Below are 24,138 nucleotides of genomic sequence, written 5' to 3' on the forward strand. Positions count from 1 at the left end.
GCGGGGCGGGCACGAAGCGCACAGTCGACCACTGCGGTCCGTCCCACGCACCCATCCGTGCGCCGATGCACAGGCATGCATGGACCCGGACCACATGTTTGCCAGACCTTGGCCCGGTCCGACGCGCACGGATGCTGTCCTGTTCATAGATTCTACGGAGCGGCCCGCGGGCCGACCAGAGTTCCCGGCCGGTGCACACGCACCGCGCAGTCGCGCCACAGGCGCGGCACAGCAGGAACCGGCCGATGCGAGCCGGGACCGGCGGACCCGCCCGGCACCGACCGGGACGCAGCGGCGACGGGCCGCACAGCCATCAGAAGTCGAGCAGCACAGGGCCAGGACCGCCCGCGAGGAGGACGACCACGTGCCCCAGGGACGACGCCGCATCGGCGCCGTGGGCGCCGCGGTGCTGCTCCCCTGCCTGCTCCTGCCCGCCCAGGCCCAGGCCGCGCAGCTCCCCGCGGTGTGCAGCGCGCTCACCGTGGTGGCGGACCCGGAGGACGTCTCCCCCGGGGACAGCGTGCAGGTCCAGGCCTGCGGGTTCTCCGACTCCACGACCTCGGTCGACGTGAACATCGTGGGAGACCGCACGACCACCACCGGTCCGGTCGCGGTCGAGGCCGACGGCACGGTCCGCACGAGCGTCGCGCTCCCCGACTCCGGCGACGTGCGCATCACGCTCGAGGGCCGCGACAGCAGCGAGTCCGGCTCGGTGCGCGTGCACGTGGGCGGGGACGGCGCGTCGGGGACCGACGACAGCGGGTCCGACGGGTCCGACGGGTCCGGGAGCGGGGCTGATGGAGGCTCCGACGCCGGAGACTCCGGCGACGACGCCGGAAGCGGCTCGGGGTCGTCGGACGGCGGCGGCGACGCGGGCGACGGCTCGGAGTCGGGCAGCGGATCCGGCGATGACGGCTCCTCGGGCTCCGGGTCCTCCGGCGCGGACGACTCCGACGATGCCTCCGGCGCGGGCTCGGGTTCCTCGAGCGGCGACGGCTCGACCGACGGGGACTCGGGCTCCGCGGACGATGCCGACGGGTCCGACGAGGCGTCGTCCGGCGGCTCCGGCACGTCGAACGACTCCGGCGGCTCCGGCGGCGCCAACGGCTCCGGCGGCACCGGCCACAGCGGTTCCGGCGACGACTCCAACGACTCCGACGACTCGGCCTCGCACGATGCCGGCTCGGGTCGAGGTTCGTCCTCCGGTGCGGGTGCCTCGGCCGAGGAGTCCGAGGACGGCGCCGGCTCCGCTGGCCACGACGCCGCGGACGCGGGTGAGGACGGTTCCGGCACTGACCGGGCCGATGGTTCCTCGCATGCCTCCGACGGCGACGCCTCGTCCGGCGCAGGAGCCGCGGGATCCGATGCGGACGAGGACGGAAGCGCCGAGGGTTCCGGAGCGGGCGGTTCGGCCGATCAGGCGTCAGAGGACTCCTCGGGCAGCAGCACCGATGATGCGCAGGCAGACGAGGAGCGCGGCGAGGACGCGGGCGCTGCGAGCGATCAGGGCGGCGGCGGGGGCGACGGCCGCTCGGCCGATGGACATCCTGTGTCCTCCTCCGGCGGACGTGAGGGCGACGCGGAGGATGCGTCGGCCCGCGCGGCGTCCTCCCGCGACGGCGCCGGGATCGGCCCGGCGCTCGCCGTGAGCGGTGCGGGGCTCGTGCTGCTGGGCGCCGTGGGCGTCGCCGTCGTCCTGCTGCGCCGACGGAGCGCGGCCGCCGACGGTCACGGCCGCCGCGCCCGCCGCTGACCGGGCCCGTCGGCCCGTCGGCTCATCGGCCCATCGGCAGGGCATGACTCAGGGCCCCCGGCACGCCCACCTGCGCGCCGAGAGCCCTGTTCTCCCTCGATCCCCTCGCGGGTCCCTGTCCCCCTCGCTCCCCGTGGTCCCGGGGCTCCCCCGGGGTCCGGGCGTCCCCGTGCTCCGGGTCATCCCGTGTCCCCGGGGCTCCCCCGAGCGCCCGGTGCTCCCCCGAGCACCGGGCGTTCCCCCCGGAAGCGGCCGGGTCCGATCCGACGCGCACACCCGCGCGTCCGCATGGACCCGTGCCTGCCGTCGCCGCTCGCACCCCCTGCGAGCGGCGACGGACTCCTGTGTGTCCGCTCTTCTCAGGCGGACTGCACGCGCACCAGCACCTCGAGGCCCCCGTGGCCGGCGTCCTCGAGCACCTCGGCGACCGTCGCCTGCAGGTCCTCGACGACCTGCCGCAGCGGCTCCTGGGTGCGCAGGCCGACCTCGACGACCACCCGGGCCTGCTCCTCCTCGAGGTGCAGGCCGTAGCGGGCGACGGCCTCCGGCCGGCGCCGCAGCCGGGCATCGAGCGCCCGCAGCGTGCTCGTCACGCCGGGCTCGAGACCGCCGACGCCCGGCACGGCGAGCACGGCCTGCACGAGGTCGTCGGTGAGGACGCCGGTGCTCCTCCTGCTCGCGCGCTCTCCGGCCCGGCCGGTCGCGTCGGCCGCGCCTGTCGCGGCGGGGGCGTCTTCGCTGATGCGGGTGCTGTCACTGGTCATGGAGGTCCTCGATGTGCACGTCGATGCGGACGGGGTCGATGCCGAGGTCGCGGTGCAGCGCGGCCGCGGCGGCGCTGCGCACGTCCTCGGCCAGGCGCGGGAGGTCGCGCGCACCGGGGCTGCCCAGCTGGACGGAGATCCGCAGCGTCACCGCGCGCGGCATCCCCCTCTCGCCGGATCGGCCGCCGTGCGAGCCGGCGTCCTCCTCCTCGTACTCGACAAGGGCGCGCAGGCTGCGCGCGTCCGGCACCGTGTCCACGGCCCGCCGCAGCACCGTGTGCAGGGTGAGCTCGGAGACCGACATCGGGCCGCGCCCGGTGGGCGGGACCTCGACCTGCGCTCCCCGGCGCACTTCGGCGCGCACGGACCGCTTGAGCGCGGCGAGCGACCCGGAGGACACGGACACGCTGGGATCGCCGGACTTCTCCAGAGCCGCCCATTCCTCGTGGGCCGAGCGGATCAGGCTGTCGTATGCGGCCGACTGCTCCGCGGTCTCGACGGGCAGTTCGTGCTCGACGGGCGCGTTCGTCGCGCCGTTCCCGGGAGAACGCGCGCCCTGCTCGTTCTCCTCGTGCTCCTGAGGCGTCTGCATGCTCACCTCCACTCCTCCATCCTCGCGATGATGTGCGCGCGGGCACGGGCCAGGCGGCCGCGCACGGTGGACTCCGGCAGGTCCAGCGCGGAGGCGATCTCCGCATAGCCCAGCCCGTCGATCTCGCGCAGCACCCAGCACTCCCGCTGGCTCTCCTCGAGGCCGTCCAGCAGCTGCCGCAGCGTGCGCATCTGGGCGTCGACCACGACCGCGTCGAACGGGTCGCCGTGGCCGCCCGCGTTCGTCCCGCCGCTGCCGGAGCCGACGGGGCCCACGCTCCCGCCCACGCCCGGCTGCTCGGGGAAGACCTCCGGGGCGAGGGGGTCGGTGCCGCGCCGCGCGCTGCGCCGCACCACGTCCGTCGACCGGCGGGCGCAGATCTGCAGCAGCCAGGAACGGAACGCGTCCGGGTCCTGCAGCAGGTGCAGTCGCCGCCACGCGGTCAGCAGGGTCTCCTGGACGACGTCCTCGGCGTCGGCGCGGTTGCGCAGCGTCGCCGATGCCAGACGCAGCAGGGCGGACTGGTGCCGGTCGATGAGCACCTCGAAGGCGTCCACGTCGCCGTCCTGGGCGCGCAGCACGAGGGTGCGCTCATCCATGCGCCGCTCCTGGGAGGCCTCGCTCACCCGCCGCTCCTTCATCGTTCGTCCTGGTCATGCCGGTCGTTCCTCCGGCCGTCCTACCGGTCGGCCCGGCGCCCGTCGCGACCCGCCCCGGAGGGCTCGCCGTGAGAGGCACCAGAGGAAGGACGTCACCCCACGCCCGATCCTCACACCTCGAACCGGTGATGTGCACCACACGGCGCGACGTGAGAGTTCATGTGCGCGCCGGACGACCGTCACCGGCGGCTTCCCCTGCGCTCCATGACGGCCGGGCAACCTGGCCGTGCGCATCGTCCCCGTCCCGTCGGCGAGAGGCCCCTGCCCTGTGAACACCCCCGGATCGCTCCCGCCCCTCACGGTCTCCGTGATCGGCTGCGGATATCTCGGCGCCGTCCACGCGGCGGCCATGGCCGAGCTGGGGCACCGCGTGATCGGGCTCGACGTGGACGCGCAGCGGGTCGCCGCGCTGAGCGCGGCGCGTCCGCCGTTCCACGAGCCGGGCTTCGCCGAGCTGCTCACGCGCACCGTGGCCTCCGGCCGTCTCACCTTCACCACCGACTACGCGGATCTCGCCGGGGCCGACGTCCACTTCCTGGCGCTCGGCACCCCGCAGCGGGCCGACGGCCTGGGCGCGGACCTCGGCATGATCGAGTCGGCGCTGGACTCCCTGGTCCCGCTGCTCGCGGCGCGCGGCGGGGCGCGGACGCTCATCGCCGGGAAGTCCACGGTCCCCGTGGGCACCGCCCGCCGCCTGCACGCGCGCGTGGCCGGGATCGCCGGGGCCACAGTGGTGTGGAACCCCGAGTTCCTGCGCGAGGGCTTCGCGGTCTCCGACACCCTGCGCCCCGACCGGCTCGTCTACGGCCTCGCCGATCCCGCGGGCGCCGAGGCCGAGCACGAGGTCGCCCTGCTGGACCGCGTGTATGCGCCGATGCTGGCCACGAGCATCCCGCGCAAGGTGTACTCGCTCGAATCGGCCGAGCTCGTGAAGGTCTCGGCGAACTCGTTCCTGGCCACGAAGATCTCCTTCATCAACGCGATCTCCGAGCTGTGCGACATCACCGGCGCGGACGTCGCCGACGTCGCCGAGGCGATCGGCATGGACGACCGGATCGGCCGGAAGTTCCTGCGCGCCGGCGTGGGCTTCGGCGGCGGCTGCCTGCCCAAGGACCTGCGCGGCCTGATCTCCCGGGCGGGCGAGCTCGGCGCCGTCGACTCCTTCGCGTTCCTGCGCGACATCGACGCGATCAACACGGGGCGGCGGGAGTACATGCTGCGCCGCGCCCGCGCCGCCCTCGGCGACAGCCTCGAGGGCCGACGCGTCGCGGTGCTCGGCGCCGCCTTCAAGCCCGACACGGACGACGTGCGCGACTCCCCCGCCCTGGACATCGCGGTGCGCCTGGTCGGCGAGGGGGCCGACGTCTCCATCACCGACCCGGCCGCGCTCGCGAACGTGCGGGCCCGCTTCCCCTCTCTGCACGCGATCGAGGACGTCGAGGAGGCCCTCGCGGGGGCCGAGCTCGTGCTGCTGCTCACCGAATGGCCGCTCTACCGGGAGCTGGACCCGGCACGGGCCGGCACGCTCGTCGCCGCGAGGCGTCTCATCGACGGCCGCAACGTGCTCGATCTCGCGGCGTGGCGACGGGCCGGCTGGGACGCGTCCGGACTCGGTCGGCGCTGAGCCTCACCCGTCGGCGCCGAACCTCACCCGTCGATGCCGAGCCTCACCAGTCGACGGGGTCGCGCACGATCGGGCAGGTCATGCAGTGCCCGCCGCCGCGGCCGCGGCCCAGCTCGGCGCCGCGGATCGTCAGCACCTCGACGCCGGCGTCGCGCAGGGCGGCATTGGTCTGGGTGTTGCGGTCGTAGGTGATGACGACTCCCGGCTCGAGGGCGACGGCGTTGTTGCCGCTGTCCCACTGCTGGCGCTCGGAGGCGTAGAGATCGCCCGCCGTCGCGACGGTGCGCAGCCGCTTCAGGCCCATGGCCTCGGCGACCACGTCCACGAAGCGGCGCTCGCCCTCGTCGCGCACCTCCATGCCCAGGGGGTTGTCGGCCGGGCGGATGGTGAAGGCGTGGATGCCGTCGACGATCGCCGGGTGCACGGTCGCGAGGTCGCGGTCGGCGAAGGTGAACACGGTGTCCAGGTGCATGGCGGCCCGCAGCCGCGGCATCCCCGCGACGACGATCCGCTCCACGGCGCCGGCCGCGAAGAGCGCGGAGGCGAGCTGGGTGATGGCCTGCCGGGAGCTGCGCTCGCTCATGCCGATCAGCAGCGTCCCGTTGCCCACGGGCATCACGTCGCCGCCCTCGAGGGTCGCCTGCCCCCAGTCCCGCTCGGCGTCGCCCCACCACACGCGCGAGCCGGAGAGCTCGGGATGGAAGCGGTAGAGGGCCTGCATGAGCAGGGTCTCGTCCTTGCGGGCCGGCCAGTACAGCGGGTTCAGGGTGAGGCCGTCGCCGATCCAGCAGGTGGTGTCGCGCGTGAACAGGGTGTTGGGCAGCGGCGGCAGCAGGTACTCGGGGGTGCCCACGGACTCGCGCGCGAGGTTCGCGTAGGCGGTGCGCAGCTCGCCGGGCAGCTCCGTCGTGGCCATGCCGCCGATGAGGACGCGCGCGAGCTCGGGCCCCTCGAGCGCGTCGAGGCTGCTGCGGGTCGCGTCCACGAGCCCCAGGCCCACGCGGTTGGCGATCACCTTGCGGTCCAGCAGCCACGCGCGGGCCTCGGGCATGTCCATGGCCTCGCCGAGCAGGTCGTGCAGCTCGAGCACCTCGACGCCGCGCGAGGTCATGGTCTCGACGAAGTCCGCGTGGTCGCGCTGAGCGGCCTCGACCCACATGACGTCGTCGAACAGCAGCTCGTCGCTCGTGGAGGGGGTGAGCCTCTCGTGGGCGAGCCCGGGCCGGCACACGAGCACCTTCCGCAGCCGGCCCACCTCGGAGTGGACACCGGTGCGGGCGGGCGCGGGATCGGCCGACGTGGTGCCGCCGCGGGAGGGGTCGGCCGACGGGGCACGGCCGCGGGAGGGATCGGCCGACGGGGCACGGCCGCGGGAGGGATCGGCCGACGGGGCGGCGCCGTGCGCGGTCTCGACGGGACGTTCGGGCATGGTGCCTCCCACGGATCGATGGTGCCGCTCGGCGCCGAGCGGCATGGCGGCGGCGTCGCCGTCGGGGACGGCGTCGGACGTCGGGCGCTCCTGGCATGATCGCGCATCGGGGCCGGGATCGGGAGGACTTCGCCGGAGGCGACCCTGCGTCGAGCGCTCCGGCGTCCGGGGACTCCGACAGGGCCCCGACGCCCCGGCGGGGATACTGGACCCGCCGCCCTCCGATCCGCCGCGCAGCCCCGCCCGGTCCGTCCGATCCGCCACCACACCCACGGGAGAAGCGATGACCGCCTCCGACGCCTCCGATCTCGACCTCCGCGCCCTGCCGAAGGGGGTCCTGCACGACCACCTCGACGGCGGTGTGCGCCCGCAGACCGTCCTCGACCTCTCGCGCGAGCTGGGCATCGAGCCGCCCGCGCCCACCGCCGAGGGCATCGCCGACTGGTTCGCCGACGCGGCTGACTCCGGCTCGCTCCCCCGCTACCTCGAGACGTTCGCGCGGGTGCTCGAGCTGATGCAGACCCCGGACTCCCTGCGCCGCGTGGCCCGCGAGTTCGTGGAGGACATGGCGGCCGACGGCGTCGTCTACGCCGAGACCCGCTGGGCCCCCGAGCAGCACCTCGAGAGCGGGCTGAGCATGGAGGAGGCCGTCGACGCGGTGCAGGCGGGCCTCGACGAGGGCACCGCGCAGGTCGAGGCGGCGGGCGACCGGATCCTCGTCGGCCAGATCCTCTGCCAGATGCGCCAGAACGCCCCGCGCGAGGAGATCGTGGACCTCGCGATCGCGCGCCAGGGCCGGGGAGTCGTCGGCATCGATCTCGCTGGCCCCGAGGACGGCTTCCCCGCCTCCCGCTTCCGCCCGCAGCTCGAGCGGGCCCGCGCCGCCGGCGTCCACGTGACGATCCACGCCGGGGAGGCCGCGGGGGTCGATTCGATCGCCGACGCCCTGGACTGCGGTGCCGAGCGCCTGGGCCATGGCGTGCGCCTCATCGACGACATCGACGCCGGCGTGGTCGGTCCGACGGCCCGACGGGTCCGCGAGGACGGCGTGGTGCTCGAGGTCTGCCCGAGCTCGAACCTGCAGACCGGTGCCTTCGCTGACATGCCCTCCCATCCCGTCGACGCGCTGCGGCGCGCGGGCATGCGGGTCGCGGTGAGCTCCGACAACCGCCTCATGAGCAGGACCTGGACCAGTCGGGAGCTCGGGCGGATCGTGGACACCTTCTCCTGGGGCCTCGACGAGCTCGAGCAGGCGGCGCTGATCGGCCTGGACAACGGCTTCGCTCCCGGCGAGCAGCGCCGCGCCCTGCGCGAGGAGGTCGTCGTGTCCGCCTACCAGGCCGCACGGATCGCCGCCGAATCCCGGGCCGACGGCGACTCCGGGCAGGCGCTCTGATGGCCGCGCGCCGCGGCTCCCGCTCCCCCGGTGCCGCACGTTCCGGCGGGGCGGCACGTTCCGGCGGGGCGGCACGGGCCTCCGACGCCGTCGCCGCGCCCCGCATCGATCCGCTCGTGCTGCGGGATCTCGAGGGCTCCCCGCCGACGCCCTCGACTCCTACGCGTCCCTCGAGGGTCTGCGGTTCGACGGGGCCGACGTCTCCGGCCGAGACCTGCACGGGCTCGCGCTCGACGAGTGCGAGCTGGTCGACGTCATGGCGCACGAGACCGACCTGCAGGACGCCCGTCTCACCGAAGTGCGCATCGAGCGCTTGAACGCCCCCGCCCTGAAGGCAGGCCGAGCCACGCTGCACGGCGCCGAGATCACGGCCTCGCGGATCGGCGCGCTCGAGCTGTTCGACACCGACCTCGACTCGGTCGTCCTCACGGGCTGCAAGCTGGACTGGCTGAACCTGCGCGGCGCGCACCTGGTCGACGTGGTGCTGCGCGACTGCACGCTCACGGAGCTCGACCTCGGCGAGGCCGATGCGACGCGCGTCTGCTTCGAGAACTGCCGCGCCGAGACGGTGACCTTCACCGGCGCGCGCCTCGCGGACGTGGACCTGCGCGGCCTGGAGACGGGTGCGCTCGCGGGCATCGGCGGCATGCGCGGCGCCGTCGTCTCCGTGGCGCAGGCGACGGCCTGGGCGGAGGACTTCGCCGCCCATCTGGGGATCCGCGTCAGCGGGTGACGACGGCCGGGTCGTCCCGATGGCTGCTCGCGTGGGCCATCGGGCCGGCGATCGGTGGTCGATCGCGCGGCCCACCGGGCGGACGCTCGATGACCAGGATCTATGTCATTCTCGGCGCGAAAACGTCATAGAACCTGGTCACCGAACATGCCGACGGCCGGCTGAATCAGCCAGGTCCGTCGGACCCGTCGGATACTTGGCCGATCAGGCCTGGCCGGAGCGCTCCGCGGCGACGAGCTCGGCGATCTGGATGGCGTTCAGCGCCGCGCCCTTGCGCAGATTGTCCGAGACGGCGAAGAGCACGAGGCCCTTGCCGTCGGGCACGGACTGGTCCTGGCGGATGCGGCCCACGAAGGTGCCGTCCTTGCCGGCCGCCTCGAGCGGCGTGGGGACGTCCTCGAGGGTCACGCCGGGCGCGTCCGCGAGGGCCTCGCGGGCCTGCTCGGGGGTGATCGCCTCGTCGAACTCCGCGTGGATCGCGACGCTGTGGCCGGTGAACACGGGCACACGCACGCAGGTCCCGGCCACGGGCAGGTCCGGGAGGTTCAGGATGCGGCGCGACTCGTTGCGCAGCTTCTGCTCCTCGTCGGTCTCGCCCGAGCCGTCCTCGACGAGGTTGCCGGCGTAGGCGAGAGCGTTGAAGGCGATCGGCTTCACGTAGGTCTCAGGCGCGGGCAGCTCGACCGCCGAGCCGTCCAGGGCGAGCTCCTCGAGATGGTCGGCGGCGGCGCGGACCTGCGCGGCGAGCTCCTTCACGCCCGCGACGCCGGAGCCCGAGACCGCCTGGTAGGTGGCGACCTTGAGGCGCGCGAGGCCGGCCACGGAATGCAGGGCCTTCAGGGCGGGCATCGCGGCCATCGTGGTGCAGTTCGGGTTCGCGATGATGCCGCGGGGGCGATCGGCGATCGCCTCGGGGTTCACCTCGGAGACGACCAGCGGGACCTCGGGGTCCTTGCGCCACGCGGAGGAGTTGTCGACCACGACCGCGCCGGCCGCGGCGAACCGCGGCGCGAGGGCCTTCGAGGTCGATCCCCCCGCGGAGAAGATCGCGATGTGCACGGGCGAGGTCTCAAGGTCCGCGGTCTCCGCGTCCTCGACGACCAGGTCGAGCCCGACGTAGTGCACGGTGCTGCCGGCGCTGCGCGCGGAGGCGAAGGCGCGCACGGCGGAGTGCGGCAGGGCGCGCTCGGCGAGGAGGGCGAGCATCACGCGGCCCACCTGACCGGTGGCTCCGACGACGCCGATCACGGGCCCGTCGGCCGCATAGCCGGGCGTGCCGGTGAAGTCGACGTCGGTGACGGGGGCGCCGAAGGGGCCGCCAGCGGTGACGTCGGTGGGGTTGCTGCGGGTGGTGTCGGTGCTGGTCATCGTCCGGTCCCTCCGTAGACCACGGCCTCGGTCTGCTCGGCGTCCAGGCCGAAGGCGCTGTGGACGACGCGCACCGCGTCGTCCAGCCGCGAGATGTCGGTGACCACGGAGATGCGGATCTCCGAGGTCGAGATCATGTCGATGTTGATGCCGGCCTCGCCGAGCGAGCGGAACAGCGTGGCCGAGACCCCCGGGGAGGACTTCATGCCGGCGCCCACCACGGAGACCTTGCCGATCTGGTTGTTGTAGCGCACCTCGGAGTAGCCGATCGTCTCACGCGCCTGCTCGATCGCGGCGAGGGCGACGTCGGAGTCGGCCTCCGGGAGCGTCAGGGAGATCGCGACGGTGTCGTCGGTCGTCGAGGAGTTCTGCACGATCATGTCGATGTTCGCGCCGGAGGAGGCGACGACGTCGAACAGCAGCGCGGCCTTGCCGGGCTGGTCGGGCACCTCGACGACGGTGATCTTGCCCTCGCTGCGGTCATGGGTGACGCCGGAGATGATCGGCGCCTCGAGGCCGGGGTCGGTGGTGTCCACGGACAGCTCCTTGCTGGGGTCGGCCGCATCCAGGTGCGGCACATCGGCGATGCGGACGGTGACGCCGGGGTCCACGGGGACCTCGCGCTCGGCGTCGTCGGAGACGATCGTGCCCAGGCGTCCGGAGAACGAGCTGCGCACATGCAGGGGGACGCCGTAGCGGCGGGCGTACTCGACGCTGCGTCCCATGAGGATCTTCGCGCCGTTGGCGGCGAGGTCCAGCATCTCCTCGCAGGAGATCACGGGGACGCGGCTGGCGCTGGGGACGATGCGGGGGTCGGCGGTGAAGACGCCGTCGACGTCGGAGTAGATCTCGCAGATGTCGGCGTCGAGCGCCGCGGCGAGCGCGACGGCGGTCGTGTCGGAGCCGCCGCGGCCCAGTGTCGTGATGTCCTTCGAGCTCTGCGAGACGCCCTGGAACCCGGCGACGATCGCGACGTTCCCGGCATCCAGCGCGCTGCGGATGCGGCCCGGTGTGACCTTCTGGATGAGGGCCTTGCCGTGCACCTCGTCGGTGATGACGCCGGCCTGCGAGCCGGTGTAGGCGCGGGCGGCGACGCCGCTGTTGTTCAGCGCCATCGAGAGCACGGCCATCGAGATCCGCTCGCCGGCGGTCAGCAGCATGTCGAGCTCGCGCGGCGGCGGGTTCGGCGTGACCTGCTCGGCGAGGTCGATGAGGTCGTCGGTGGTGTCGCCCATCGCGGAGACCACGACGACCACCTCGTGGCCGGCCTTCGCGTACTGGGCGATGCGGGAGGCCACCCGGATCACCGAAGCGGCGTCGGCGACGGAGGAACCGCCGAACTTCTGCACGACGAGGCTCATCGGGTGCGGGCTCCTTCATCTCGGTCACGGGGTCGGTCGGCGTCGGGATCGCCGGCCAGTGGTGGCCGACGGACCGTCCGATCCCGCTGAAAAGTCGGGGCGCACGTGTTCCACCAGGTCAGCGCGGGTGCGCGGGTGCGCGCTGCCGTCGGTCCGGGAGCGCGCGACCGACGGTGGGCACGGAACGCGGGCCCGCGGCGCGCGGACCCGTCGACGATTCTACGATCCGACGGCCGACGAGGCACGGGGTCGCCCGGGGAGCGGACTGTGGGGAGGGTGGGTGGTGCGGACGCGGCGTGGTGATCTGGAGCGGGTCTGGCACCGTGCGGAATGCGGAGTGGTCTCACGGAAGATGTCGCCGGTCTCGCTGGCTCTCCGGGGGTTCGGTGGTCGTCGCTCGGAGTGCGGAACGGCCCGGCCGCACCGCTGATCTCGCCGAACGTGTGTCAGTGAGGTGCCCTGCAGGCGAAGAAGGGCAAGTGTGTCGCGCAATCGCCGTCGGGGCCCCTATTGGGGACCGCGGTCCGTATTGAGCGGGGCGTCGTGTTGAGGTATACCCCAGAGCGACAGCGACGCTGCGCCACAAACGACCGTTTCTGGCGCGGACTAGCGAACGGGTTCGTGCTACCTCGTTTCCGCGATCTGCTCGCGCTGCCCGGCCGTGGGGTGCACTCCCGCTCAGGGCAGGTCTTCCCGCACTGCTCGCAAGGTGCGACGGCTGTAGGCGGCTAGTACCGGTTTGAGCGCTGCCCACTCGCCGAACTTGTAGTCGGCAACCTTGACTAGCTTGGAGGCCAGGTCTGGCCGTTGCCTCCGGACGTACACCCGTGCCTTGAGTGCGTGGGCGGGCAGTGACGCGATCTTGATACGGTCGACATCTTCAATCATCGGAAGCAAGTTCGCGATGTTGTCCCAGGTTGAGCGACTCTCCTCCTCAAGCAGATACGCGCCTTGGTACCCAAGCTTGTTCACGGCGTAGTCGGCCATCACTCGGGCCTCCGACCTCGTAGCCGTGGTCGGCCCTCCGCTGAAGATCAGTCGCGTCTCAGCGGTCGGATCGATGGAACGTAGAGCTACTTGAACGCGGATCTGGTTGATGAAGTTGGCATCTGGCTGGGGGTTCTTGAAGCCCAGCACCACAATCGCCTCCGAGCTTCCGGGCGGGTCGTTGACAAGGGTCATTGACCATCGGTGGTTCTGCCACTCGCCCCAGGCCCATATTCCCGCGGCCACGACGCCCGCAATCGCCACTCCTCTACGCATGCGTCAGACACTAGTGCGCGATATGCCAGGGCACTACCACGTCGTCGACCTCGGCGTACAGGACCGCCGGGCTGTTGACCGCCAACAACCGATTATGGTTCGCCGTCCCCAGCGCGCGTCCAGTCCCTAACCGGGCGCGCGGCGTCCTGAACCACGCGATCCATCCAGGGTTGGCGAGGCAGGGAGCCAATTACCCCCAGTGAGAACCAGCCGAGCTCGGCTACTTCCTCCATGTATGGTCGCGCCACCGATAGGGGCTGATGCGAGATCAGGTGTCACCTGCTCGTGCGACAGGTCCGTGCCCCATCGAGGCATCTGCCACGCTGGACGGTAGATAGACGATGGCGTCGAAATCCGTGGAGGGGCGGTGCAGCTCGAACTCTCGACGGGCGGCGAGTTCCGTGAGGCTGCTGTCGAGCTTCCAGCCGATGAATCGGCGCGGCCCGGGGTGTGTGAACTCGGCCGCGGTGACGAAGTCCGCTCGAAGGGATTTCAAGGCCGCCTCTGTTGTATTCGGGCCGGCGGTGGGGAGCGGGACACTGCGGTAATCTTTGTCACCGCTGGAAGGGTCGACCGCTCGGCAGGCACCTTCTCCACACAGGATTCCGATCGACGTGTACCTGGTTCCGATTCGCGAGTGGAGCACCTGGCCCATTGACGGTCCACCGAAGTTGTCGGGGTTGCGCGCGACGTGCTCGTTGTGCGCCCAGACCACAGTGATGCCTCGATGGGGACGGCTCTCCAGCAGCGTCTCGGCCATGTGCGTGTCGCGTCGGTGCAGCCCTTGCAGGTCGGGTTCAGCAAGGTAGACGTCGATGTAGCGCAGCAGTTGGCGTGCGGCTGCCGAGGTGTGCGGGTCGCGATGTCGAGCGAAGTGTCTGCAGGCCCGGCGTGTTTCGTCGAGCTCCGACTCAACAAGTGGCTCGCGTCGCGCGATCCGTCGCAGAGGCGGCGCCCATGCGCCGGCGTCGAGGAGCGCGAGCGCGGAATGGTGAGCAGGCTTGGAATCGATACCGAGGAAGCGAACGCGTTCCTGAGCCGGCAGGGTCGCGTTGATGGACTGCAGGCGCGCGATCCCCTCGCTGATCGTGGTGGTGCGCCAGAGGCTGAGAGCATCGCGCCAGGGCTCAGCGAGATCTCCCCCGTGGCGCAGAGCCTCGTCGACTCGGGTTCCGAGGATGTAGGAGTCCTCGAATGCGACCGCGCCGAGCAATCCCCTCGAGGCGAGCTCGCAGATCACATCGAACTTCCATGAGAAGGCGTTCGCACTGCCGTGGGTGGGCTCGCCCAGGCCGAGCACGCCGTCCGCCTGAACCAGAGGGAGGATTCGGTCGGTCAGGCGCACGTTCACCTCTCCAGTCTTTCATCGCGACGATGACCGAGCTCGCTCGTCGTGCGATTGGTCCACTCGCGCTCCCGTCAACGTGAAGGTTGGCGCAGACCCGGCCACGACGGGCGCGCAGACGCCCGCGCGGCGGGGTGCTCCGTGGAGGGCAGCGCACGGGACAAGACCGTGTGCGACGCGTCAGTCCGGCCTGTCGCCGTTCGGGTCGAACAGGGTGCCTTCATCGGCGCGACGCTCGAAGTTCCCGAGTGCGTGGTCGCGGAGGGACCGAAGTCCCGCGAGGTGCGCGGCCGACGCAACCTGTAGAGGCAAGGTCGCTCGGTGGAGCATCGCCCTTCGAACTTCGTCCTGTGGGCCCAGCGCCGCAACATTCGCCGCGCCGTGGAAGCTGATCAGAGGTGCGAGGTCGATCGCGGGATCTCCGATACAAGCATGGTCAAAGTCGATGACTGAGTCGACTCGGTCGTTCGTCCACAGAATGTTGTGAGGGCCGAAGTCGCCGTGACAGAGCGTGAGCGAGGCACCTCTTTCAGCATCGATCAGGCTCTCCACGCGCTCTGCAGCGCGGGCTCGCACCGATTCGTGGAGCAACGGAATCAAGACGCGGCGAACGATGCCCGGCCAGCGTTGCCCTCCGCACCACGCACGCACCGGTGGCAAGGTGTCGCCGACGCGTAACGATGCCGCTCGGAGCGAATCCAGCGTCTCGGCGTACGCGACGACCCTCTGGGACGAGCACGCTTGGAGATCGACTGTGGGTGCTCCTGGCGCAGTCGTCATCAACGTGAGCCACGTGCGTGGCACCTCAGACCAGATCGGTCCACCGATGACCCTGGGCACGACGAGAGACAATCGGCCGGCATCCAATGTCACGAGCACGGAAGCTTCGCGTCGACTGCGCTCACGTCCTCGCTGACCCTGGATCGCGCGCACGGTCGGGCCGTCCGGGGCAGTCAGTACCTGATGGAACGCCCCGCGGTGCATGTCGGCTCCGCTCCAGTCGTGTTCGGGCCACCGGGCAACCGCTGCGTCGACAAGGGCATCCCGGATTTCTTCCACGAATCCACGGTACGGCCACGGTAGGGCGCAGGACGGAATGTCACACACCGCTAGTCACCCCAACTGCGCGCAGCTGCCTCTTTGAGGTCTATCTCGAGCGACATTTGCTCGACCGTACCTTTCCCCGTTGCGCAGGGTCCGAACCGGCAGGTCTGCAACAGATCCGCCTCGTCTGATACGCCCTAAGAGGGCAACACCCTCACGATGCACACAACCCCACGGCGCTGCCGGCCGTCCAGAGCCCGCAACGGGGATACTTCATCCATGTCTCATTCCACGAACTGGCCCCTGCGTTCCGGCACGCGGGCAGATATCGAGGCGTGTGTCGACCTTTGGGTGAGTGCGTGCGCTTCGCGCGACGGCCAAGCGTTCGATGGGGTCGCGGGACGGGCGCGGAAGAAGTTTGATCGAAGTGTCAGTTGGCTGATCGCAGGTGCCGCAGGGCAGGTCGACGGTTTCGCCCTAGCAACCGCGCCTGGGAGCGGGATGCCGACAGATCCGAGCCTCGCTGCCGTGGTCGGACTTCTCGCAGTCGATCCGAATCGGCAGGCTCGCGGCCTCGGCCGGATCCTGCTCCAGGGGGTGTCCCGTCAACTGCGCATAGCCGGTTATGAGCAGGCAGTTCTCCATGCCCTCCTTGATAATCGTGCAGCACTTGCACTCTACGAAGCCGAGGGGTGGGTGGCGATTGGCGATTCGTTTAGCCACTCTCTGCTAGGGAGACCGGTTCAAACTTTCGCTCGCACACTACGAAGCGCCTGACCTCTCGGCCTCGAACTCGGCGAAAATGCTGAGCACGTTCAACAGCAGGCGCCCCACGGGGTCTGTAGGGTCGTGGACGCCGCCCAGGTTGAGGGCCACGCCCTGGTCGGTGAGCTCGTCGGCGACGTCTCAGTCGTCGGGCACCGAACGAGCCGGGCGGTCGCGCTTGGTGACCTCGAGGAGGCGCCGCGGCGGACCCGCGCCATGGCTTCCCGCAGGGCTGGGCGGACACGGCCGGTGCCGGACAGTCCGTGGGCGACGTCGAAGTGGCCGGGCTCGATACCGAGGGCAAGCAGCCCGCCGCCCTGTGCTGTGAAGCCTTGTGCGGCGGCCGAGACACAGGCGTAGCCGATGCTGATGCCAGTCACCGATCGAGTTCTGCAGTCAGGGGGTCATCACCACGCCTTGCACCGTGAGGGTCTTCCGTGCACCTCTGATCCACGGGACAGCAGCGGCGTCGGTGCGGCCGGTGTGTGCACGGCGAGGCACTCACTCGCGTACATGCGATTAAGTGATTGACCGGTGCGGAGGTGGTTGTGAGCATTGTGGCCATGACCCGTGCGCAGCAGGGCAGCAACTTCGACAACCCCATATCGGCCGCGATCTACGACCGGGCTGAGGGCTCCCGAGAGGATCTCGACCACTACGCGGCGATCGTCGAGGAGCTGGCCGCTGGCTCGGTGATCGACGTCGGGTGCGGTACCGGGACGCTGGCGATCATGCTGGCGGACCGCGGAATCGTCGTCACCGGGGTCGATCCCGCCGGGGCCATGCTCGACGTGGCCCGGACCAAGCCGGGTGCAGAGAAGGTTCGATGGCTCCATGGGACAGCCGAGGCGCTGCCCACTGCCCCGTCAGCCGACCTGGCCATGATGACCGGCAACGTCGCTCAGGTCTTTGTGACCGATGAGCAGTGGCTCGGCACGCTGCGCGCCATCCACGACGCGCTCGACCCCCTCGGGTACCTGGTCTTCGAAACCCGCATCCCTGAGCGTCGCGCGTGGGAGGAGTGGGCGGAGCGGGGCTCCTCGACGTACGACGTCGAAGGCGTTGGAACGGTGCGAGACGTCTTCGAGGTGATCGACGTGCAGGAGCCCTACGTCACCATCCGCTCCGACAACACCCTGCCCGACGGCTCGATCGTGCCGAACGAGTCGACGCTGATATTCCGGTCGATGCCCGAGCTGGAGAGGACGCTCGCTGCGGCCGGTTTCACCATTCGCGAGGTCCGCGACGCCCCGGACCGGCCGGGCCGGGAGTGGGTCGTGATTGCCCAGCGGTCGTGACCGGCCGACCGCGCATCGGTCCCGTCCACCACGCGGAGTTCTCCGGCGACACCCGTCCGTCGAGTCGAGCACTCCCCGGTACAAGGCCGTGCCGCTTTAGTCCTCGACTCGCAGGGTTCGAAGAAACCGTTCTGCGATGGATCCGCGGGCTGCGGCATACCGTCTGGGGACAGCCGATGCGAGTGACGACAGGGCATTGCAGCACGCCATGCAGCCCCTGCAAACTCGATCCATGCTGACGTTCGATCTTCTGTATCCGACTCCCGAGAGCGGCGAGGACGACTTCATCGAACTGGCGCGGCGGGCGGATCCGGCCGCACTCGTGCGGCCGATCTATTTCCCCTGGCCCGACGACGTGGACGACCTGGCCGACCTTCCGACCAGCGAGCGCTACGACGCCGTCCGTCGCCTCGGAAGCGAAACTCATCTCCGCGCATCGGTCCCACCGCTGATCGCGAAGGACGCCCGCCCGACGCCACGATCTTCGGGGTCACGAGCGCCAGCTTCCTCCAGGGCCCGGAGGGCGTCGCCCAGCAGCTGGCGACGCTCGCCGGCATCACGGGGACACCCGTCACGAGCACCACCGCTGCATTCCAACGCGCGCTCGGCCACCTGGGGATCTCCCGAGTCTCACTCGCCTCCATCTACCATCGCGACGGGTCGCAGCCCTTCGTGGACCGGCTCGCGGAAGCCGGGGTGGAGACCGTCGGGCGGCACGACTTCGATGCGGGATCCGATCGGGAGGTTGCAACGTGGGGTGCCGGGCAGATCATCGACCTGGTGATGCGGTCCCTGGCGCCTGACGCGCAGGCCGTGGTCGTCCCGGAGACCGCACTGCACACGGCTGGACTCGGCAGCGTGCTGGACGCCGCCGCGGGGCGCCCAGTACTCACAGCCACTCAGGTCAGTCTCTGGGATGCCTACCGCCTGGCGGGAGTCAGCCCCCTCGCCACCGCCGCCGGCGGCCTCGTCGCGAAGCACAGAAGCTAGGGAGTGGTGCGGTCAGGGCAGACGACCGACTGGTGACGTCGCTCCGGAGACGGCGTTGCTGGATATTACGGTGCTGGCGATCCGTTGCCGTGCGAGCCTGACCGAGATGCAGCTTCGTACGCACGGGAGAAGCTTGATGGTGAACCGCGAGATCCTCATCGAGGGTTCTACTGTTGGGCGCCCTCGAAAACCGTGGACCGAGACGGTCCATGCCTTCCTTGAGCACCTGCGATCACGCGACGTGCCGGTCCCGCGTCCGCTTGCGTTGGATGAGCAGTTCGAGTACGTGAGCTTGGTGGACGGACTCGGCGGTGACGACGCCTGGACTGCACACGTGACCTCGGAGGCTGGGCATTCGATGGGTCAGCTGCTCCGTCGCGTCCACGACGCGGCGCGGGAGTGGAGCCCGCCAGACGATGCCTGCTGGTCCGTGCCGCATACGCCGTCGGGCACGATATGCCATGGTGACCCGAAACCCGCGAACTTCGCGTGGAGGAATGGGCGAGCAGTTGGGCTGTTCGACTGGGATGCGGCGCGTCCGGCGGAACCTGTCAACGACCTCGCCTACGCACTTCTGTGGAGTGTCCCTGTACGGATCCGCCCCATGCCCGAAAGGACTGCTTCAGAACAACTCGCAGCTGATGCGCGCGCAGCGGCGCTTCTCGAAGGATATGGCTGGGAAGGGCCCTTCGAGGTGGCGGAACTAGCCATCGCCCGGCACAGACAGGCGATCAACGAGGTCGAGTGGCTCGGTTCCCACGATCATGAGCCCCACGCATCGTGGGTCCGCGAAGGGTGGCCAGACAGATGGCGGCGCGAACTCCGGGCAGTGAGGCCGTAGGACTCGCCACAAAGAAAGCGCATCCGCTGGGGTCTGTGCTTGCAACGCGATCAGGCCGTTGTGGAGCAGTGTGAAGCGCGCTGGATTTCGTTCCGTGGTTACACTGTCGCGGGCGCCGCCGCCGTGGGGTGAGTGTAGGTTGCTTCGATGACTGCGGGGGTTCGGTAGCCGAGAGCTTCGTGGAGTCGGGACGTGTTCCACTAGTGGACCCAGGCCATCGTGGAGACCTCAACCTCGCTGGCAGGCTCCAGATCTGCTTGGGGTAGATCAGTTCCATCTTGTAGAAGTTATTAACGGTCTCGGCCACTATCGTCGGCCGTGCCAACCGAAGCGTTCACCCCTGCAGTGATCAGTGCGTCCGAATTGGCTAGCGAGATGTATTGACTGCCCCTGTTGGAGTGGTGGATCAATCCGCTCCTATTCCTGCTCGACCCCGTGGAAAGAAGCGCGTGCTCTAGTGTGAGCAACGGCAGCGACTGCGTGCGGAACGTGAGTGCGATCGCCCAGCCCACGATTCTATGACTTTAGACATCGGTGATGAATGCGACGCATCCGAATCCGGTGAGCATTCGGACGTAGGCGATGTCGGCGACCCAGAGCTGGTGCGGGCGACCAGCGAGGAACCAGAGTTCCACTAGGTCGGGACGGTGGTCATCTCCGCCTGCGGGGCAGGTGGTGATGGGTTTGCGATCTCGGCGGAGACGCCCTGGAGGCCAGCGATCTTAATCAGCCTCGCGACCTGGTCGCGTCTGGCGTCCCATCCTGCGTGCCGCGTTGCGTGCCACATCTTCCGGACCTCGTGGACGCTGTAGTTCGCCTGATGAATCCGCTGCACCTCTTCCACCAGCATCTCGTCTCGAACGCTGCGAGCGTAGGTCGGCCTGCTCTTGGGGGCATGGTATCCGCGGGAGGCGATGAACCCACATTCTGTCGCACTGAGCATGCGGCAAGTGGCCTCGACCCGGAACTTCTCGCGCTGAATGTCGATGAACGCGATCATTTCGTCGTGGGGCGGTCGAGTTCCGCTGCGAATAACGCTGAGGCGGCTTTCAGGATCTAGTTCGCACGTCGCGACTCAGCAAGCTCCCACCGGAGACGACGATTCTCCTCCTCGGGCGGCTCTCCCGGTCCGACCGGCTCGGTGAGACCATACCGATTGCACCAGATCTGCAACATCTCCATGCCGACACCGAGCTGCGGTGCGACGGCACGGATCGATGCTGCACGGGGGCTACCCTCGCGGGCCTGGCGGTCATGGACCGTGCGCACGGCACGGTCACGCAACTCTGGACTGAATTTCTTGGGAATGCTCCGATTGCCCTTGCTTAGACTCGGAACGAAACCCAGGCCGCTTCACTGTTTGGCGGTTAGCGCCACGCAGGTTAAGCGTACTTCCATTCAACGCCCGTCGCCCACGAGCCGACTCCACCGCAGTTGACCTTGGTGACTCGGCTTTCGTTGGCCGTGAACTTGGCAGAGACAGTCGTGGTGACCTTCCGACCCGATGGCCCGCAGGTCACCGTGTAGATGACCTTCTTCCCCTTGGGGCAAGACTGGACGACGACGTCCTGCTTGCCGATCTTGTCAAGATGGGCGGCGCCGCAACCGGCCGCATCGGCGGTGCCGGCACCGCCGACCATGAAGCCCGCCGCACAGACTGCAGTCCCAGCGAGGACGGCGACACGCGCCCCCAGAGTTCGGGCCTTGCTCAACGAATACATCTGTCCCCTCTTTGCTTGCTTCACGAATATGCAGCCCCTCGACTGTGAGGTACGCCGCGCAACCTTGGGCGATAAACCGTACCGGGCATAAAGCGGGCCTGCAACACCTTCGTCCACGCCTTGGGATATAAAACTTTCGCGGGCTGGCGGAATCCTCAGCCGGTAACGAATACATGAATAGGGGCGCATCCGGTACGGCAGCGGATGTCGGCGGCACACGTCATGGTGACACCCACACGAAGGCGCACCATGACCTCTCTGGCCCCAGGGCTCACGATCGACACGCGCTACATGGGCGCGCTCGACTTCCACAGCACCCCGCGGCTCGCGCGTTCGGTGCGCCGAGGGCGCCGACTGGCCGCACCGCTGGGTGGAGCTGATCATCCAACCGGACCTCCTCAGCCCCGTGATCCTGCGCGATACGGACACAGCCCGAGCAGACCCCGCCACGCACGGAGAGTTCCTCGGCGCCGCACTCCCCGACCTCGGACTGGTCGTCCCCCGCCTCGCGCTGATCCTGACCCAGATGGCAGGTCAGGTCCCCACACCCAACGTCACCGTCCACGCACTCCACCGCTCAGGCCCCACCGACTCCGAGCGCGGCGCCTGCCTTCGCTTCGTCGGCGACCCCGCCAACCGAGCTTCGATCGACGAGTACATCTGACCCCACCCCCGGGTCGGGCCTACAGTTCCGGTCATGGACACCCCCACGCCGGGCCCGGACCAGGACCCGACCGCGGGCCTCCCGAGCGAGATCCTCCTCCGGATGCGCCAGGAGGCCCGCACCAAGGTCCTCGAGGCGCGGAAGAACGCCCACGTCCGCACCGACGAGGAGAGCACCCACCCATCGGGCCGCATCGACGTCGTCACGTGCGACGAAGCGCGACCCTACGACCTCGAGTCGACGGAGCCACTCGAGCAGCGGCCCTGCTACTGGACAGGCATCCGTGGCGCCCAGTTCGCCGACCCGACCCCGTGGCACTACCAGCCGGAGATCTGGCACGACGTCACCGGCGAGCTCGTACCAGAGCCGGAGAACCCTGCCGACCAGCACGCTGTGGCGATCGACCTGGACGGGACGCGCGTGGGCTACATGTCCGCGAACTCCGCCGAGCACGCGCATCGTCTCGTCTCGACACTGCGCGCCCGCGGATCACGCGTCCATGTCCCGCTGCGCATCCGGATCCGGCACAACCGCCTCCTGGAATGGCCCCAGATCGAGGGGTACGCGGCCCTGCCCACCTTCGTCCAGTTCGACCAGCATCTCCCAACTGAGGAGCAGACCCGGGACGCCCTGCAGCCCCTGTGGGATGCCCTCGCCCCGGGAGTCATCGAGCAGATCGCCCGGGACAACTTCTACCTGACGACGAGCACCCTCCACGAGTTCATCGAACTGCGTCACCTGGCCCCCAGCGTCGGGCTTCCCGACCGTGCCCTACTGCAGGCTGTACCTCGAGGCGTGGAACTGTTTCTGAGCGAGCAGGGCGTCGCGCATCGTCGCGCTCGCACGCAGGAACGGGAGCGGCTGATGCAGGAGCGGAACGCTCGCATCATCGCCCAGCACCGCGCCGGCGCCCCCGTTGCGGAGATCGCTGACGAGGAACAGCTCTCCACGGGCAGGGTCCGCATGATCCTGAGGGAGATGACGCTGCAGAGCCATCTGAACGTCGGAGGTAAGCAGGAGGACGCCGCATCCAAAGCGGACCTGGTCTCCTACATCGCCCGCTGCCGAGATGCGCGCATGCGTCGCCGCGCCGGCGTCCCGCGCGAACGCATCGCCAAGGACATGGAACTCGACAGCGCCTCCCTGAAGACCCACCTCGCCGATGGGAAGTTCATCGAGAACCCTCGAGCGAACACGAATCGGCTGACGGCGGCGCGCACCATCCGCGCCCAGGGCGTGACCCCTGCGGAGTGTCGGAACAACTCCGAGCTCCGAGCCCTACGGGACACGCTCCTCCTCGACCTGGTCCTGCCCGGATGGCAGTCCGATGCTGGACGCGAGGATCAGGCCGAGTAGGCCATCAGCAGTAGCGCCAGCGCACACCCCAACACCGCGAGCGCGCCGACCATCCGCCGGATCTGTCGCAGCCGCTCCGGGCCCGGGTTCTCGACGCCCGAGCGCCACACGCACACCAGCGCCAGCAGCGCCGCGCCGCGCCGGCACCAGCCACGACCACCCCTGCACCCAGTGCCGCGGTGACTGCGACCCACTACTCTCCCTGGCGCCGCGTCACACTCAGTGCGGCACCTCGGCACGCGGCGGCAGCTCGAACGTCCGGTTGTTCGGTGTGTCCGTCGGCAGGGAGAAGATCATCGCGTACGCACTGCGGTGGACCGCTCGCGCGCTGCGACGGATTCTGTCCCTGTAGGTACTCAGCGAGCACCCTGCAGACGCCTCCAACTTCACCTGGAACCTCGGGTCTCCCAGGACTCCCTGCAGATGTGCGCTCACGGATCGCGCGTAGAGCTCAGCAGCCCTGTATGACGACTTCACGCGCGCCCTCGTGAGCCGGGCGTACGCCCCGTCGACCCTGCTGTCCAGCTCCTTCCAGAGCACGACGAAGTTCTCGACGACTCTCGCCGGCACAGCGTTCGCCTGCCCACTCCCTGCAGCATGCACGCCCGACAGCAGGTGCAGCTTCTTCGCATCCGAGGTCAGCTTCCGGCCCCCGCTCATCATGAGCGCCCGCGCGCCACCCTCATCGGCGCCTGGAGCCAGGGTCCCGTCGAACTTCCCGAACTCGATCCGGGTCTCCACCTCGACGTCCCGGCGTCCGTCACGGGTGTCAGCGCCCTCGAAGACTGACGCCGCCGGTGCCGTACGGAACAGGGACATATCGATGTTCTGTACCCGCCCTGTCGCCGGGTTCAAGATCGGCCGCTCCCACAGCGCAGTGTTCCCATGAGCCTCGAAGTCTGAGCGCGCGAGCTGCGAGAACTCGTAGACCACGCTCGTCTCGTACACCGCGTGCCGCCGGGCCTTCAATGCCTTCGGCAGCCGATTCACCCGCGCCACCTCATCGAGCACCTCGCGGCGCGTCGCTGAGACTTCCACTGACGCCAACGTCAGCCGCAGCAGATCCCGCAGATCCTTCTTCTTGTCCGGGGGCTTCCCCCGGCTCCCCATGCTCTCGACGTACACGCTCCCACCTCTCCACCAGTGCAGGACTCGAGCGTAACCGCGCCCGC

22 protein-coding genes are annotated in these 24,138 nt (G+C 69.9%); 10 read left to right on the forward strand and 12 right to left on the reverse strand.

Annotation, left to right across the window (positions count from 1 at the left end; all coding sequences use genetic code 11):
* The first annotated feature begins 364 nt into the window (after positions 1 to 364).
* Entirely contained in the window at positions 365 to 1,753 is a 1,389-nt protein-coding gene (locus M4486_RS11390) for a hypothetical protein (RefSeq protein ID WP_249477282.1), read from the forward strand.
* A gap of 359 nt (positions 1,754 to 2,112) precedes the next feature.
* Here the strand turns inward: M4486_RS11390 and M4486_RS11395 are convergent, their stop codons facing one another.
* Genes M4486_RS11395 through M4486_RS11405 form a run of 3 tightly spaced genes read right to left on the reverse strand, consistent with a single transcriptional unit; the run spans position 2,113 to position 3,735 of the window.
* A complete protein-coding gene (locus M4486_RS11395; protein WP_249477283.1) occupies positions 2,113 to 2,517 on the reverse strand; it encodes a hypothetical protein in 405 nt (134 codons plus the stop codon).
* The gene (locus M4486_RS11400; protein ID WP_249477284.1) at positions 2,507 to 3,115 is read right to left on the reverse strand and encodes an Asp23/Gls24 family envelope stress response protein; all 609 of its coding nucleotides are present in this window, start codon (positions 3,113 to 3,115) and stop codon (positions 2,507 to 2,509) included. The genes M4486_RS11395 and M4486_RS11400 overlap by 11 nt, the downstream gene beginning before the upstream one ends.
* Positions 3,112 to 3,735, reverse strand: coding sequence for an RNA polymerase sigma factor (locus tag M4486_RS11405; RefSeq protein WP_249477285.1), 624 nt, complete (start codon positions 3,733 to 3,735; stop codon positions 3,112 to 3,114). Before M4486_RS11405 ends, M4486_RS11400 begins: the two co-directional genes overlap by 4 nt.
* 301 nt (positions 3,736 to 4,036) lie before the next feature.
* Between M4486_RS11405 and M4486_RS11410 the strand changes: the two genes are divergently transcribed.
* Positions 4,037 to 5,392 (forward strand): UDP-glucose dehydrogenase family protein, encoded by a 1,356-nt coding sequence (locus M4486_RS11410; protein ID WP_283257917.1) that lies wholly within the window; start codon positions 4,037 to 4,039, stop codon positions 5,390 to 5,392.
* A 43-nt stretch (positions 5,393 to 5,435) separates the two neighbouring features.
* On the opposite strand, the gene M4486_RS11415 is transcribed toward M4486_RS11410, so the two are convergent.
* Positions 5,436 to 6,821 (reverse strand): arginine deiminase, encoded by a 1,386-nt coding sequence (locus tag M4486_RS11415; protein WP_249477288.1) that lies wholly within the window; start codon positions 6,819 to 6,821, stop codon positions 5,436 to 5,438.
* 283 nt (positions 6,822 to 7,104) lie between these two features.
* Here M4486_RS11415 and M4486_RS11420 point away from each other — a divergent pair, with 283 nt between their 5' ends.
* Both M4486_RS11420 and M4486_RS11425 read left to right on the forward strand, forming a co-directional pair.
* Positions 7,105 to 8,217 (forward strand): adenosine deaminase, encoded by a 1,113-nt coding sequence (locus M4486_RS11420; protein WP_249477290.1) that lies wholly within the window; start codon positions 7,105 to 7,107, stop codon positions 8,215 to 8,217.
* A 256-nt stretch (positions 8,218 to 8,473) separates the two neighbouring features.
* Positions 8,474 to 8,950 (forward strand): pentapeptide repeat-containing protein, encoded by a 477-nt coding sequence (locus M4486_RS11425; protein WP_249477292.1) that lies wholly within the window; start codon positions 8,474 to 8,476, stop codon positions 8,948 to 8,950.
* A gap of 204 nt (positions 8,951 to 9,154) precedes the next feature.
* Here the strand turns inward: M4486_RS11425 and M4486_RS11430 are convergent, their stop codons facing one another.
* From M4486_RS11430 to M4486_RS11450, 5 genes are all read right to left on the reverse strand, one after another.
* The gene (locus M4486_RS11430) at positions 9,155 to 10,318 is read right to left on the reverse strand and encodes an aspartate-semialdehyde dehydrogenase (protein ID WP_283257918.1); all 1,164 of its coding nucleotides are present in this window, start codon (positions 10,316 to 10,318) and stop codon (positions 9,155 to 9,157) included.
* Positions 10,315 to 11,679 carry an aspartate kinase gene (locus M4486_RS11435; protein ID WP_249477294.1) on the reverse strand — a complete coding sequence of 455 codons (1,365 nt, stop codon included), beginning with the start codon at positions 11,677 to 11,679 and terminating at the stop codon, positions 10,315 to 10,317. The genes M4486_RS11430 and M4486_RS11435 overlap by 4 nt, the downstream gene beginning before the upstream one ends.
* A gap of 678 nt (positions 11,680 to 12,357) precedes the next feature.
* Positions 12,358 to 12,861, reverse strand: a complete 504-nt coding sequence (locus M4486_RS11440; RefSeq protein ID WP_249477296.1) for a YdcF family protein — start codon at positions 12,859 to 12,861, stop codon at positions 12,358 to 12,360.
* A gap of 349 nt (positions 12,862 to 13,210) precedes the next feature.
* Entirely contained in the window at positions 13,211 to 14,293 is a 1,083-nt protein-coding gene (locus M4486_RS11445) for an erythromycin esterase family protein (RefSeq protein WP_249477297.1), read from the reverse strand.
* Positions 14,294 to 14,467: 174 nt separating this feature from the next.
* The gene (locus M4486_RS11450; protein ID WP_249477298.1) at positions 14,468 to 15,346 is read right to left on the reverse strand and encodes an aminoglycoside phosphotransferase family protein; all 879 of its coding nucleotides are present in this window, start codon (positions 15,344 to 15,346) and stop codon (positions 14,468 to 14,470) included.
* Positions 15,347 to 15,610: 264 nt separating this feature from the next.
* Here M4486_RS11450 and M4486_RS19915 point away from each other — a divergent pair, with 264 nt between their 5' ends.
* From M4486_RS19915 to M4486_RS19925, 4 genes are all read left to right on the forward strand, one after another.
* Positions 15,611 to 16,108, forward strand: a complete 498-nt coding sequence (locus tag M4486_RS19915) for a GNAT family N-acetyltransferase (RefSeq protein WP_429798297.1) — start codon at positions 15,611 to 15,613, stop codon at positions 16,106 to 16,108.
* A gap of 551 nt (positions 16,109 to 16,659) precedes the next feature.
* Positions 16,660 to 17,394 (forward strand): class I SAM-dependent methyltransferase, encoded by a 735-nt coding sequence (locus tag M4486_RS11455; protein WP_249477299.1) that lies wholly within the window; start codon positions 16,660 to 16,662, stop codon positions 17,392 to 17,394.
* A 480-nt stretch (positions 17,395 to 17,874) separates the two neighbouring features.
* Positions 17,875 to 18,384 carry an aspartate racemase/maleate isomerase family protein gene (locus M4486_RS19920; RefSeq protein ID WP_429798344.1) on the forward strand — a complete coding sequence of 170 codons (510 nt, stop codon included), beginning with the start codon at positions 17,875 to 17,877 and terminating at the stop codon, positions 18,382 to 18,384.
* A 136-nt stretch (positions 18,385 to 18,520) separates the two neighbouring features.
* Positions 18,521 to 19,225: a phosphotransferase enzyme family protein gene (locus tag M4486_RS19925; RefSeq protein WP_429798298.1), complete on the forward strand. Its 705-nt coding sequence runs from the start codon at positions 18,521 to 18,523 to the stop codon at positions 19,223 to 19,225.
* 634 nt (positions 19,226 to 19,859) lie between these two features.
* Here the strand turns inward: M4486_RS19925 and M4486_RS11460 are convergent.
* On the reverse strand, positions 19,860 to 20,225 hold the full coding sequence (locus tag M4486_RS11460) for an IS3 family transposase (RefSeq protein WP_249477300.1): 366 nt from the start codon (positions 20,223 to 20,225) through the stop codon (positions 19,860 to 19,862).
* A gap of 382 nt (positions 20,226 to 20,607) precedes the next feature.
* Positions 20,608 to 20,946, reverse strand: coding sequence for a hypothetical protein (locus tag M4486_RS11465; RefSeq protein ID WP_249477301.1), 339 nt, complete (start codon positions 20,944 to 20,946; stop codon positions 20,608 to 20,610).
* 406 nt (positions 20,947 to 21,352) lie between these two features.
* Between M4486_RS11465 and M4486_RS11470 the strand changes: the two genes are divergently transcribed.
* On the forward strand, positions 21,353 to 21,610 hold the full coding sequence (locus tag M4486_RS11470) for a hypothetical protein (RefSeq protein WP_249477303.1): 258 nt from the start codon (positions 21,353 to 21,355) through the stop codon (positions 21,608 to 21,610).
* A 33-nt stretch (positions 21,611 to 21,643) separates the two neighbouring features.
* The gene (locus M4486_RS11475) at positions 21,644 to 22,966 is read left to right on the forward strand and encodes a hypothetical protein (RefSeq protein WP_249477304.1); all 1,323 of its coding nucleotides are present in this window, start codon (positions 21,644 to 21,646) and stop codon (positions 22,964 to 22,966) included.
* 219 nt (positions 22,967 to 23,185) lie between these two features.
* On the opposite strand, the gene M4486_RS11480 is transcribed toward M4486_RS11475, so the two are convergent.
* The gene (locus M4486_RS11480; RefSeq protein ID WP_249477305.1) at positions 23,186 to 24,091 is read right to left on the reverse strand and encodes a hypothetical protein; all 906 of its coding nucleotides are present in this window, start codon (positions 24,089 to 24,091) and stop codon (positions 23,186 to 23,188) included.
* Between the last annotated feature and the right edge of the window lie 47 nt (positions 24,092 to 24,138).

This window comes from Brachybacterium kimchii (assembly GCF_023373525.1).
Lineage (GTDB): Bacteria > Actinomycetota > Actinomycetes > Actinomycetales > Dermabacteraceae > Brachybacterium > Brachybacterium kimchii.